Below are 13853 nucleotides of genomic sequence, written 5' to 3' on the forward strand. Positions count from 1 at the left end.
CTGAGCTGGGCTTTTCGGTTTTAGCGGATGCGCCGACGGCGCCGGGCGCGGGCGGCCCGCCGATCCGGGGTCTCAGTTCGGGTCTCAGTTGTGACTTCCGACACCGACTCCCCGGTCGGCCATAAGACATCCCCTATTCGCCGCATGGCGTCCTCACTAAGGGTGGATCGTCCCGTTACATACCGTCTCGTTTGGCTGATCTGAGTGTGCCGGAGGATCTCCATGATCGTGGGCATGTCCACACCCAGCTCGTTGAGGATCGTGGCGGTGGTGTGGCGGCTCCCGTCATAGAGACGTCGATCGCTGATCCCCGCCTCTTCGAGCAGCTCCTTGAACTCCTCCCAATCGTCCCGCGGATCGATCGGCCGGCCATCCGGCCGCGTGAAAACGGCCCCGCACTCCTGCCACAGCTCACCGGCCGCGGCCTTCTCCGCCTCCTGCTGTGCCCTGTGCTCGCGCAGGGCGGGGACGAAGGGGGGCGGGATCGGTACCGGCTGTTGGCTCTTCTTGGTCTTGGGCCGGGTGAAGACCAGACCACCCTCCTTGCGCTGCGGGCATGTGCTGGCGTGCCTCGTGCACGTCCTCGGGCAAGGCTTCGGACAGCCGCGCTTGTAGCCCTTGTGCACCGTGCAACCGGGCGGGCAGGGCTCGAAGTGGTGAAGGCGGGCGCCGCAGGCATGGGGATCTGTGCAGCCATGGCGCCAGGTGAGGCGCTGCAGCTGCCATCGGGGGTGGAAAAGCTCCCGCTCCAGGTCGACGTACGGCCACCGCAGCCCGAGCGTCTCGCCCTGCCGAAAACCGTTGCCGATGCCCACGACCCACCGCATGAAGGTGCGCCTCTTCGCCGCAGCCTGCAAGAAGGCCTTGACCTCCTCCTTCGAGAAGGGGTTCGCCTCGGTCTCATCGGCGCTCGGGGGATCCACGAGCGTGGCTACGTTCTCCCCGATCACGCGGCGCCGGTGCGCGATCTTCAGCGCCCGCGACAGGATCCGGTGCACTTTGAGCACGTGGGACGGGGCGTGCCCCGCACCGAGCATGGCGGCGTAGGCCCGTTCCAAGTGCTCCGGCTGGAGCTTGTCGAGTCGGTGCTGCCCGAGGTTCGGGATGATGTCGTTACGGGTCTTGGACCAGTAGTCATCCAACGAGCGCGGCTTGAGCTTCAGGTTCGCGATGGTGGTCAGGTACGTATTCATCCACTGAGCCACCGTGGGCACGCGGCCGGCCTTGGGAGCGCTCTTCATCCCCCGCCTGGCTCGCCGAATCACCGCTGGTGTCCAGGCCCGAGTGAACGGCCTGACCGCCTACCTGGAACACGGCCAGACGCCGGAAGCAGCGGCCTGACCACACCAGCGCCTATACGGGCTTCACCGCTCGCCTTCCGTGATCGGGGAGCCTGCATGCCGGTTCGCGCTCAGATCCATGTGGAGCGCCCGCCAAACCCGTCCCGTCTGTGCCGTGAGCTGCGTAAGCTGACGCTCAATCGGATCCAAGTAGGGGTGGGGGCACAGGCAAGTGGATCAGCGACTTCGCGATCTCGCAAAGGCGTCGCCGAACTTCGGTGATCTTTACGTTCACCAGCCGCTGCTGGCGTTGTACGGGTCGCAGGCCGAGCTGAACGTCTTCACCAATCCGAATGCGGCGTCCGTCAGCGCGCGTCAGTTCGGCGAGGTGCTTGCTGAGGAATTGGTGACACGCACCGGTACGCGGGTCGAGGGCACCCGCCAGGTGGACCGGCTCCATGCCCTTACCCGCATTGGTGCCCTGACACCGCCAGTACGCAACGCCATGGACACGCTCCGCCGCAGTGGCAACGAAGCAGTCCACAACCACCTCTTCGACACAGCCGTTGCACTCGAGGCCGTTCGTCTGTGCTGGGAGCTCGGCGTCTTCTTCGACCGGGCTCTGACCGGCTCCCGTGCAGTTCGGGCCTTTGTACCACCTGCGCTTTCGCAGCTGAAGAACCCTGGAGAAACTGCCAAGCTCCGGGAAACACTCGACCATCAGAGGCAGATCCTCGCCGATTCGCGAGTGAAGCTCAGCGACACCAGCGACCGGTTGGAGGCCGAGCACCGAGCCCGCACAGAGGCAGAGGCGCTCATGGTGAGCGCCCAGCAGGCGCAGTCGGCCCTAGCTGAGAAGCTAGAGCAGCTCCAGGCAGAGATCGCCTCGATGCGCACCACTCAGCGGGCGACGTACGAGAAGGAGCGCAAGCAGCCCCGACAGATTGCGGTTGCTGCTCGAGACGCGATCGTGGAGCGCGCCCGACGTCCTGCCCCGCTCAACGAGGTGCAGGCCCGTGTCCGCATCGACGCGATGCTGGAGGCGGCGGGCTGGAAGGTTCAGGACCGGAAAGACCTGAACATCAAGGCCAGTCGAGGTGTGGCCGTACGCGAGTTCACGCTTGCCACCGGCCGCGCGGACTACGTGCTGTATGTGGACGAGCAGATCGTGGGCGTCATCGAGGCCAAGCGAGAAGGGTCCCACCTGGGCAGCGCGCTCGCCCAGAACGAGCGATACGCCAACGGCGTCCATCGGGACTACCGGCTGGCTGTGTGGTCGCAGGCAGAGCCCTTCGCCTTCCGATATGCGACAACCGGCACTGAGACCTACTTCGTCAACCGTCTGGACCCCGAGGCTCGCTCCCGCGAGGTGTTTACCTTCCACAGGCCGGAAACGATCGCGGCCTGGATGGCGAGGGCTGAGAAGGCTGACGAGGACCGCCAGCTGGGTCGGCTGAATCCCGAGGCACCCACCTTCCGAGCGGCCTTGCGCGACCGGATGCCGGTGTTGGAAAAGTACGGGCTGCGCGACGCCCAGCACGAAGCGATCACGAACCTGGAGCAGTCCCTCGCGTCAGATCGCCCCCGCGCACTGATCCAGATGGCAACTGGCGCGGGCAAGACGTACACAGCCGTTACCTCCACCCATCGGCTTCTCAAGCACGCCGGCGCCAAGCGCGTGCTGTTCCTGGTGGACCGGAACAACCTGGGCCGCCAGGCACTGGCCGAGTTCCGCCGCTACAAGACTCCCGATGAGGGCCGCATCCTCACGGACATCTACAACGTGGACCGGCTCGGCGCAGCTGGCATCCACGACACTTCGGCCGTAGTGGTCTGCACGATCCAGAAGATGTATGCCCTACTCAAGGGCGAGACTCTGGCAGACGACGACACAGCTGACGACATCAAGGACGCGCAGGAGGCCGAGGGCGGAGACCAGGCGTACCTGCTGGACCAGCCTGCCTCCGTGGAGTACCGGCCTGAGGTGCCGATCGAGGCGTTCGACTTGATCATCGTGGACGAGTGCCACCGGTCCATCTACGGGCTGTGGCGAGCAGTCCTGGACTACTTCGACGCCCATCTGGTCGGCCTGACGGCCACGCCCACACCCCAGACACGGGGCTTCTTCGACAACAACATGGTGTCTGAATACACCTTCGAGCAGGCCGTCGCTGACGGCGTCAATGTCGACTTCGACATCGTCCGCCTCAACACCACCATTCGCGACAACGGTGGCGCGAAGATCGAGGCGGGTACGACCGTACGCATCCGCGATCGCAAGACCCGGGCTCAACGCTACGAGGAACTCGACAAGGACTTCGACTACACCACCAAGGAGCTGGGCCGCTCCGTCATCGCCGAGGATGAGATCCGCGCGGTCCTCACCACTTACAAGAACAATTGGCAGCGCTGGTTCCCCAACCGGGCCGACCTGCCCAAAACCTTGGTGTTCGCGGTCGGCGAGGACCACGCCGAAGAAGTACTGAAGCAGGTCAAGGAGGTCTTCGGGCGGGGCGACGACTTCGCCAAGAAGATCACGTACAAGTCGCGGAAGAACGGCGAGAACCCTGATGAGCTCATCAACGACCTACGCAATTCTTCCCGCCTCCGGGTCGCTGTCACCGTCGACATGATCGCTACAGGCACGGACGTGAAGGCCTTGGAATGCGTGATCTTCCTGCGCTCGGTGAAGAGTCCGGTCCTGTTCGAGCAGATGAAGGGCCGCGGTGCCCGGTCCATCGACCCCGACGAGCTCCGTGCTGTCACTCCCGAAGCCGCCAAGGACGTAGCCAAGGACCGCTTCGTCCTCATCGATGCGGTCGGGGTCACAGACTCACCGCTTGTCGACGCTCGCCCGTTGCTGCCAGCCGGCGACAAGCAGATTGCCCTGTCCAAACTGCTGGACAAGACCGGCACAAAGTCCATCACCACGGACGAGGCTGAAACTCTGGCCCGCCGCCTAGCCCGAGTTGACCGCCAGCTCGGTCAGGAAGAGCGAGACAAGCTTGAGGAGACCGCCAGCGGTACATCGCTGGCGGCTATCGCGCGGGCCATCGCCGACGCAGTGGACGTCGATCGTCAGGATGCAGCTCTGCGCGAAGGTGGCGAAAAGGCGGCCCGTAAATTGGTCACGGACGCCATCGCACCGCTCACCGGCAACCCTGAGCTGCGCAAGCTGATCCTCGACATCCGTCACAAGCAGGACCTCACCTACGATGAGACCACCGAAGTCGAGATCTCCTCCCTCGTCGAGGTGCCGCGCGAGGAACGCGCGCGCAAGGAAATTGCAGAGTGGGGAGCACTACTCACCAAGGCCCAGCGTGACCAGAACGCAGCGATCCAAATCGCACTCGGTTCCGGCAGTGGACGTCGTTCGGTTGCTGAGAAGCGCGCTGCGCTCCGTGACCTCGTCGCCACGATCACGGTTGGCAAGCGCACTTGGACACCGACCATACTTTGGGGCCTCTACGAGGACCTCGGCCGCGCAGCATCCCATCCCAGCAGGGAAGCCGGTCTGGGCGACCTCATAGCCCTCATCCGCTACGAGCTGGGTGCGGACAGTGAGCTGCGCCCGTACCGTACCGTGGTTCACGAGCGCTTCCAGGGTTGGCTGCTGCGACAGGAGCAGGCGGGCGTGGAGTTCACCGAGGATCAGCTGCAGTGGCTGAAGCGAATCCGTGACGTGATCGCGAGCGATGTCGGCATCGAGTCGGCGGAACTTCAGATCGAACCGTTCACTGCATACGGCGGCCGCAGCGGTTTCGCCAATGCCTTCGGTGGTAAGAACAGGGCGCAAGAACTATTGGGCGAGCTGAATCAGGAACTGGCTTGAGAGGGACAGAACTTCCGGCGGGGTGGGCTTGGGTAACCCTCGATCAGGTCGCCGATGTCAGTGGGGGAATTCAGAAGCAGCAGAAGAGAAAGCCGGTCGATAACGCCTATCCATTCCTCCGCGTTGCGAATGTGGGACGTGGCTCCCTGGACCTCTCGGATGTGCATCGGATTGAACTGTTCGAAGGGGAGTTGGAGCGGTTCCGTTTGCAGCGGGGCGATCTCTTGGTGGTCGAGGGAAATGGAAGCCCCGAGCAGATCGGGCGAGCCGCTGCGTGGCTTGGCGGCATCCCGGACGCTGTCCATCAGAACCACTTGATCCGAGTGCGTCCCGGTGGTGCTTTGCTGTGGCGCTATCTGGAGCTTGTCTGGAACTCTCCACTCGTTGCGGACCAGCTCTTGAGCGTGGCCCAATCCAGCAGCGGCTTGTACACGCTGAGCACATCAAAACTTAAGCGAGTTGAACTTCCGGTGCCGCCACTGGAAGAACAGCAGCGTATCGCCGAAGCCCTCGAAGTCCTCATCTCGCACTTGGACTCGGCGGTTTCTACCCTGGAGAGCTCTCGTCGCAGGCTCGAGGGACTCCGCAAGACGGTCTTCCTCGACCTTGTCCCTGAGGAACCTCCCGCTGACTGGTGCCGTGCCACCGTCGGAGAGGCCGGCACCGTGGAGCTGGGGCGGGCTCGACATCCGGATTGGCACAATGGGCCGGAGATGCGCCCGTATTTGCGCGTCGCCAACGTCTTTGAGGACCGTATCGACGCTTCGGACGTAATGGAGATGGATTTCACCGGCCTGTTTGAGAGGTACAAGCTTCACGCTGGAGATGTGCTCCTGAACGAGGGGCAGAGCCCTCATCTCGTCGGGCGGCCTGCGCTGTATCGAGGGCATCCGGAAAACGTGGCCTTTACGAACAGCCTCCTCCGCTTTAAGGCGAATCCTGACGTTCTCCCTGAGTGGGCCCTTATGGTGTTTCGTAGGCACCTCCACGCCAGGCGCTTTATGCGCGAGGTGCGGATTACCACAAACATTGCCCACTTGTCTGCGAAGCGGCTGAAGGCGATCGAGTTCCCGATTCCGCCGCTGGAGGTTCAGAAGGAGCGAGTCGCGCGCTGTGATGAGCTTCTTTCCGGTCTTGCGGCAATTGATCGCGTAATCGATAGGAATTTCAAGCGAGCAAAGGCTCTCCGGAAGTCCCTCCTTCGCCGCGCGTTCAGCGGCGGACTTGTGGACCAGAATCCCACTGACGAACCAGCTTCCACGCTGCTGTCTCGCATTCAAGCTGAGCGCGTTGTGCCATCGAAGCCCAAGCGGACCCGGCGGGGCTCCACCACCCTCCGTGAGACGACCGCTGCAAAGTCGACGGCTCCCGCACCTGATCATTCCCCTGCCCCCGCCCTCTCTGTACAGCAGGAGCTTCCCCTGTGACCGCCCAGGCCCCCGCCGATATCGAGTCCTCTACCAGCCCCGTGGATGGCGTTGCCGAGCCTTCCCCGGAGGTGAAGGCCAAGGCGGCTGCGCAGACCAACAGTTTGGTCGCCAAGCTGTGGAACTACTGCAACGTGCTGCGTGACAACGGCATGTCGACCATCGAGTATGTCGAGCAGCTCTCTTACCTGCTCTTCCTCAAGATGGTCGACGAGATGGTCGAAGAAGCTTGGGACGATGAGGTGGTCACCGAGATCGTCCCGGCGGGGTACGACTGGAAGTCTCTCGCTTCCAAGCGCGGTGTCGACCTGGAGAGGCATTACCGAGACATCCTCGACACGCTCGGGCGCCACCCCGGGACAACTATCGGAACAATCTTTGCCGAGGCGCAGAATCGGATCACCAAGCCGGCCCTCCTTGAAAAGCTTGTGGTCGAGCTGATTGGCAAGGAAGAGTGGACAGTTAAGGGGACGGACCTCAAGGGCGATGCCTATGAGGGGCTGCTCTCGAAGGGCGCCTCCGACACCAAAACTGGGGCCGGTCAGTACTTCACCCCGCGAGCACTGATCGACGCCATGGTGGACGTCGTGCAGCCCACCCCCGAAGACATCATCGCGGACCCGGCCTGCGGCACTGGCGGATTCCTCATTGCTGCTCACAGTTACTTGCGCGCGCACCACATGCACGAGCTGGACGCGGGAAAGCGGACCTCCCTACAGCGCGGCGAGCACATCATGGGCAACGAGCTGGTCGTGGGAACCGCCCGGCTCGCGGCTATGAACATGCTGTTGCACGGCATCGGTACGAGTGACAGCCCCAGCCTGGTCACCGTGGGTGACGCACTTGCCGAAAAGCCCAGTGGGCGCCACGCCTCTCTGGTTCTGGCCAATCCGCCCTTCGGCCGCAAGTCCGCCATTGCCGTGATCGGGCAGGACGGGGAAGTGGAGAAGGAGGATGTTCAGTACGACCGCGATGACTTCACCGCCACCACGACGAACAAGCAGCTGAACTTCCTGCAGCACATCATGTCGCTGACGGCCGTCGACGGCCGTGCGGCGGTCGTTTTGCCAGACAACGTCCTCTTCGAAGGCGGCGCGGGCGAGAAGATCCGCCGCCGGCTGCTCGATGAGTTCGACCTGCACACGATCTTGCGGCTGCCTACGGGCATCTTCTACGCCGGTGGGGTCAAGGCCAACGTGCTGTTCTTCGACAAGAAGCCTCCGCGTGCAGACGGCAAGCCGCACACCATCCAGACATGGATCTATGACTTCCGCACCGGCCAACACTTCACCCTCAAGCAGCGGCCTTTGACGCGCGCCCACCTCGACGACTTCGTTACGGCGTATCGCCCAGGAGAGCCCCTTACTGCCCGTGTGTCTTCCGAGTCCTCAGACGGTCCGTGGCAGGTATTCTCGTACGACGAGCTGATTGCCCGCGACAAGGTGAACCTGGACATCACCTGGATGAAGGACCCGGCCCTGGCGGATGTCGATAGCGACTTGGCGCCGGAGGTCATCGCCCTGGAGATCATCCAGGACCTCCAGGCGGCTCTTGTGGATTTTGCCGCCATCGCCGAGGCGCTGGGCGAAGAGGTTCCGGAGGACATGGAGCCGGAGTAGACCACTCCGGAAGGCCGCTCTTGCGTGAGCGGACTGGGTGGCACGGGGTGGATTGGACGGCACTCGGAGACCCGGCTGCACCTCACTGACCTGTGGAAACGGGATTCTGTGGCATCGTGCGGCAGCAGCTGGGAGGATCTTGCGGCACCTGGACTTCCTGTCCGAAGCGCTTCGCATGGCCCGGGCCATCGTCAACGCCGAGAAGCACCCCGACGAAGCCGTCGTCGTGCTGGACAACGACCACATTGGTGTCCTGTCTCGGATAATCCACGATCACGCTACTGCCAGCCTCACATCACGGAGAGGAACCTAGCCGAGGAAGCCGACCAGGTAGTGACCCGTACCCTCGCCCGAGCATGGGACAACGCCGACGCCCGCAACCGGGGCGCCCGCCGCGTTACCGCCGAGGTCTTCCGCCGGTACATGTTGAAGCCGGTGGGGCAGCCGTATGACTCCACTGTGGTCTATATCGAAGCCCACTACCTCGTTGATTGACGCATGCGGGAAGGCCCGGACCGCCCTGAGCGGCCCGGGTCTTCGTGGTCTCGGCTGACAGTGCGGACGCGCTCAGCTGGCGTCGTGTCCTGCGAGGTTAGACAACGAGATCATTCTTCTTCTTCGTCTGCTTCCTGGCGCAACCGGTCGGCGATGTCCACTAGGGAGCCGCGCTGCGGAACGAACCAGCGCCGCGTACCTTGAAGCGATTTGCTCTGGTAACCGGCCTCCACGAGCATCTTCTGGGCCAGGCCGGTCGGTGAGTAGGCGATACCGTCCACTGCCCACACCAGGCAGTCACGGCGGTTCCGGGTCCAGGTTGCACGCGCCCGGCGTGGATCCGCCGTGAGCCAGGGAGTGAGCTGTTGCTGTTCGCGGCCGGGGACTGGGCGGAACTCCAGGGGCGTCCCTTCCTCCAGCGCGTTGTTCTCGAAGATCACGGTGACTGCCTTGGCTTTCCGTGCATGTCCTTCACGCTCGGACGCGCGGTACTCCGCTGAGAGGGGCGGAGGTTGGTTATCGCCCTGTAGGGTCGCCAGCGCTGAACCGACGACGCTGGAATATCGCTCTGCATTGCGGAAGATGCTGCTCACCTGACTCTTGGGTCCGTACCCCGTGTCGATCCAGTGGATCAAGGTGGCTACGGAAGCGTTAACGAGTGGGGCGACGCACGCGAGTACCGTTGGCCAATTGGACTCCGGAATCTCCTGCCAGCCTTTAGGCAGGCGCTGGAAGGTCACGTGAGCGATGAACAGCCTCCCAAGATCGGCGAGTGTGCCGGCGCGCCCCTCCCACTGCGGGCGTTGTTCATCGATCTGCCGCTCGACCTCACGAAGCACGAGGATGGTGCGCCAGGTCTTCACCGCGTCTGTACGGTGCAGCGGAAATAGCCGGTGGTGCTGCTTCGGATCCCAAAGAAGGTCGATGTCCACATTGGCTTGGAAGGACAGTTCCGGAGAGGCGTGAGCGCAGGCGAGCGCGGTTGCAGCCTCCCTGAGGGTGCAACCGTCGTCCTTGGTCTGTGGTGGCTCCTCGCCGCGGCGCAGGACGTAGGTTTTCCGCAGACGAAGTAGGAAGTCGTCGCGGAGCTGCTGCTGCACCTTTTCCAGGGCGATGAAGTCCTGGGGCTCTACCCTGTTCTGGGTGTTGGTCGTTCGGGTGACGTCATGATCGAAGCCCTCCGGGCAGTCCGTCAAGGAGATGATGCGGACGCCGATCCGTGCGCGTGTGACGGCATCCGGGGTTTGTTGTTGCGCCTCGTGGACGGAGGCGACCGTCTGGGCACCGTTGACAATGCTCGCTCCCTCCATTTCCAGGTCCCCCCGAGGGCCCATGATCACCTTGTCGCACAGCACCGTGATTCCGTTGTTGAAGTACCAGAAGTGTTCGGGCTTTCTACGAAGGGTTTCCACAAGGGTGCGATTGACCGCGGTGACGCCGAGAGGATTGCGGATGTTTCGCTGGAAGAGCCGGTGGTGGTTGTCCTCGTACCAGCGGGCGACCTCCGAGCCTCCGATCGTGCCGTGGTAGGCCAGGATGGGGTCCTTGATCGGACTGACATCGACGGCCGAGGCTGAGGCCTTCAGCTTGATCTGGGGCTCGGCGATTCCAGAGCGCAGGATGCGGATGAAGTCCGGCAGCCGAAGGGCGCGCAGGCGTACGGAGTCTTCGTACTCCGTGCAGAACCGGTCGAGCACCTCCTTGGACTCAGCCCCCATCGGCTGGGTCCCCGCCCAGGCCGGCAGCAGGGTGATCTGTACCCGCGGATTGCTGAGTGCCCGTTCCAGATCGGGGATGAGCGGCGTCAGCTTGGCGTTGAAGCACTGGTACTCCCGCGCGATCAGCAGTTCCAGCCCGTTCTTTAGGTCGAGGGCGGCGCTCTTAGAGAACGTGGCTGTGCCATCGCTACTCCACTTCGCCTGCACCACCCAGACCTGGGGGTCTTCCGAGGCGAGATCCACGGCCACGGCGTCGATGCCCTGGTCGCTGAACGAGTCGATGACGAACTCGGCGCAGCGCTGCAGCGGATAGCCGGTGAACTCGCGGATCGCCAGGGCAGCAAGGGAACGGGAGAGAAACGAGTTCCGCTGGATTCGCTGCTCAAACTTGGACAGATCGCCAACGGCGACAATTCCAGTGAACTGCTCATCGAGGGCGTGTTCGAGCTGCTGGGCGTGCAGAGCGGTCACTGTGCTCCTGTCGGCGGCTGGCGGCAGTGCTGGGATGGTGGCGAGGGGTACGTCTACGCCTTATCGGCGACTCAGGTTGCTTGCCAAGGAGCCTGCACGTCAAGCGCTTCGCTGCACTGCGTAGTCACGATGGGACTGAGAGCGGCGAATTTCCGCTGATCGTAACGGAACGGCGCTAACTTCGTTAGGCAGCAGCATGGAGAGTGGCTCCCTTGAGGAAGTGCGCCTGGAGGGGGATTCCGTGATTGGTACGAACGCGATGGTTCGGGCGCGGGGCCGTGGACTCCACTCTCGCCGGTGCAGGCGGCGGAGCTGCCGGCCGGGGCGGGCTTCCCCTTGGGGATCGCGGGCGGCGATATGATCGAGCTGGCCGTTGGGGGAGACGTGCGCAAGCGGTCTCAACGTGCCCGTGCTCCACCGACCGGGTCAGCGTCTGCCGCTGCTTCGACGGGTGGGACCTCTTCCTGGCCGATCCACTGGGGTCCGGGACTCTGCGGGCCTGGCCGAAGGGCACGCTGCGAGGTGGTCGGATCACCCCCCGCCCCCGCGTCGGTGGCCACCGTGGCGAAATACAGCAGGACTACCCGAGCCTGCCTGAAGCCCGCCCAACCAACTGCTTCGCGAGGGCGTTGTCACGCCTGTCTGGATCCGTCAGGCGTCGGCCCGGGCGCTCGGCTTGCCTGTTCCCGAAGGCGGCGAGATCGTCACCGCTAGGCTCGGTCGCTTGAGGACGACAGCGCTGAAGCGTCGGCCACCGGGCTCGACGGCCAGCGCTGGACGCTCGCTTGATGGGCGACCGGTGGCTACCGGCTCTGCCCTGAGCCGTCGGTGCTTGGGGTGACCCAGATGCGTGAGCGATGCGTGAGCGGATGGGGTGGCGCCAGATGGATTGGGCCAGGCGGAGGCCGGGCCAGACTCTCCTGAACTGGGGAAATTGGCTTTTGTGGCACTGTCTGGCACCAGCCAGGATGATCTAGTGGGGGCTCGTAATGCGTAGGTCTCGGGTTCGAATCCCGAAGGCGGCTCAGCCGAAGCCCAGGTCACAGCCTCTGTGACCTGGGCTTTTCTGGTTTTCGGCCCCCCCTGCCTAGGGCGCTCAGGAGCACCTCCGGCCCGCCGGGGGCGGGGTCGAGGTCAGCAGGTAGGTGTTGATGGCGTTGTCGATGCAGGCGCTGCCGCGGGTGTAGGCGGTGTGGCCGTCGCCCTCGTAGGTCAGCAGGCGGCCGGAGGAGAGCTGGGAGGCCAGCGAGCGGGCCCAGCCGTAGGGGGTGGCGGGGTCGCGGGTGGTGCCGACGACGAGGATGGGCGCGGCGCCCGCGGCGGGGATGCGGTGCGGGACGCCCGTGGCCGGTACGGGCCAGTATCCGCAGGTCAGGGCCGCCCAGGCGAGGGGGGTGCCGAAGACCGGCGAGGCCTTGCGGAAGGCGGGGATCGCGTCGCGGACCTCGGCCGGGGAGCGGAAGGCCGGCGGGAGGTCGAGGCAGTTCACGGCCGCGTTGGCGTACATGAGGTTCTGGTAGGAGCCGCGGGAGTCGCGCTCGTAGTAGGCGTCGGAGAGCTTCAGCAGCAGGGCGCCGTCGCCCCTGAGGGCGGCCGCCAGCGCAGTGCGCAGCAGGCCCCACGCCGCCTCGTCGTACATGGCGGAGATCACACCCGTGGTGGCGAGACTCTCGGTGAGCTTGCGGGACTTGCCGGTGGCCAGGGGGTGCGCGTCGGCCTGCTTGAAGAGTGCGGAGAGGCGGTCGCCCGCCTCGGCCGCCTCGGTGCCGAGCGGGCAGCCCCTGCGCCGGGCGCAGTCCTCCGCGAAGGAGGCGAAGGCGGTCTGGAAGCCCGCGGTCTGGTCCCGGTTGACCTGCTCCGAGTCGAGGGACGGATCGAGGGCGCCGTCGAGCACGAGGCGGCCGACGCGCGAGGGGAAGAGCCCGGCGTAGGTGGCGCCGAGGAAGGTGCCGTACGAGGCGCCCACGTACGTCAGCTTGGCGTCGTCGAGGGCGGCGCGCAGGACGTCCATGTCGCGGGCGGCCTCGATCGTGGACACGTGGCCGAGGAGCTTGCCGGAGCGGGCGGCGCAGCCGTCGGCGAAGTCGGAGTACGCGGCGACGAGTTCCCCGGTCTCGCCGGCGTCGTCGGGGGTCTGGTCGACCTCCGTGTAGCGGTCCATCTCGGTGTCGGAGAGGCAGGTGACCGGCTCGCTGCCGGCGACGCCGCGGGGGTCCATGGCCACCATGTCGTAGTGGGCGCGGACGGCGGCGGGGTAGCCGACGCCCGCGTAGTGCTGGAGATAGCCGACCGCCGAGCCGCCCGGCCCGCCCGGGTTGACCGTGAGGGAGCCCAGGCGCTTGGCGTGGTCCGCGCCGGTGGCCTTCTTGCGGGAGACGGCGAGCTTGAGGTCGTCCGACTCGCGGGGGTGGTCGTAGTCCAGTGGCGCCCTGAGGGTGGCGCACTCGAAACCGCTCGTGCCGCAGGGGCGCCAGGTGAGCTTCTGTGCGTAGTAGCGGCGGAGGGCCGGGGGGAGGGCGGTCGGCAGCGGGGCGAGCAGCGGGGCGTCCCCGGGCCTGCCTCCGCCGCCCAGGCCGCCCAGGCTGTCGAAGGAGCCTCCTGCGCCGAAGCTTCCGAAGCCGGGGAGGCCGCGGCCGTCCTGCCCGTCCCCCGCCCCACGGCCGTGCCGGCTCCCCGCGGGCGAGGACTGCGCGCCGCCCGCTCCGTATGCTCCGGTCGCTCCGTACGCTCTCGCCGCCGCCGTCGCCCTCGGCGAGGTGTCCCCGAGCGCGGAGCCGGAGATCAGCAGCGCCGCTGCCGCGATGACGGTGCCGGAGGTACGGAACAGGCGGCTGGAGTCCATCGGCTGGTCCCTTGGTCCCTCTGCGTGGGTGCATGCGTGGATGCATGCGTGGATGCGTGGAGTGCCGCTGCATGAAGGCAGGGAACTGCCCGGCAGCGAAGAGCTGAGCATCGCGCAGCGTTACGGAAAATCACTGCGTACCGACGGAGCGTATCCACACCCCTGCAGG

6 protein-coding genes and 1 pseudogene are annotated in these 13853 nt (G+C 65.2%); 4 read left to right on the forward strand and 3 right to left on the reverse strand.

What is annotated here, in order from left to right; translation table 11 throughout:
- Positions 1–20: 20 nt before the first annotated feature.
- Positions 21–1295: pseudogene (locus tag IE241_RS31545) on the reverse strand (tyrosine-type recombinase/integrase); the annotation flags it as partial.
- Positions 1296–1512: 217 nt separating this feature from the next.
- Here IE241_RS31545 and IE241_RS31550 point away from each other — a divergent pair.
- The 4 genes from IE241_RS31550 to IE241_RS34510 all read left to right on the forward strand — a co-directional run bounded on the left by IE241_RS31550 (position 1513) and on the right by IE241_RS34510 (position 8653).
- On the forward strand, positions 1513–5112 hold the full coding sequence (locus tag IE241_RS31550) for a DEAD/DEAH box helicase family protein (RefSeq protein ID WP_190025292.1): 3600 nt from the start codon (positions 1513–1515) through the stop codon (positions 5110–5112).
- On the forward strand, positions 5109–6539 hold the full coding sequence (locus tag IE241_RS31555) for a restriction endonuclease subunit S (protein ID WP_190025293.1): 1431 nt from the start codon (positions 5109–5111) through the stop codon (positions 6537–6539). The genes IE241_RS31550 and IE241_RS31555 overlap by 4 nt, the downstream gene beginning before the upstream one ends.
- The gene (locus tag IE241_RS31560) at positions 6536–8158 is read left to right on the forward strand and encodes a type I restriction-modification system subunit M (RefSeq protein WP_229900124.1); all 1623 of its coding nucleotides are present in this window, start codon (positions 6536–6538) and stop codon (positions 8156–8158) included. The genes IE241_RS31555 and IE241_RS31560 overlap by 4 nt, the downstream gene beginning before the upstream one ends.
- 333 nt (positions 8159–8491) lie before the next feature.
- Positions 8492–8653: a hypothetical protein gene (locus IE241_RS34510; RefSeq protein WP_229900126.1), complete on the forward strand. Its 162-nt coding sequence runs from the start codon at positions 8492–8494 to the stop codon at positions 8651–8653.
- A gap of 110 nt (positions 8654–8763) precedes the next feature.
- On the opposite strand, the gene IE241_RS31570 is transcribed toward IE241_RS34510, so the two are convergent.
- Positions 8764–10842, reverse strand: a complete 2079-nt coding sequence (locus IE241_RS31570) for an AIPR family protein (protein WP_190025294.1) — start codon at positions 10840–10842, stop codon at positions 8764–8766.
- Between the two features lie 1096 nt (positions 10843–11938).
- On the reverse strand, positions 11939–13684 hold the full coding sequence (locus IE241_RS31575) for an alpha/beta hydrolase (RefSeq protein WP_190025295.1): 1746 nt from the start codon (positions 13682–13684) through the stop codon (positions 11939–11941).
- Between the last annotated feature and the right edge of the window lie 169 nt (positions 13685–13853).

The organism is Streptomyces hiroshimensis, assembly GCF_014650335.1.
In the GTDB taxonomy this organism is placed as follows: Bacteria; Actinomycetota; Actinomycetes; order Streptomycetales; family Streptomycetaceae; genus Streptomyces; species Streptomyces hiroshimensis.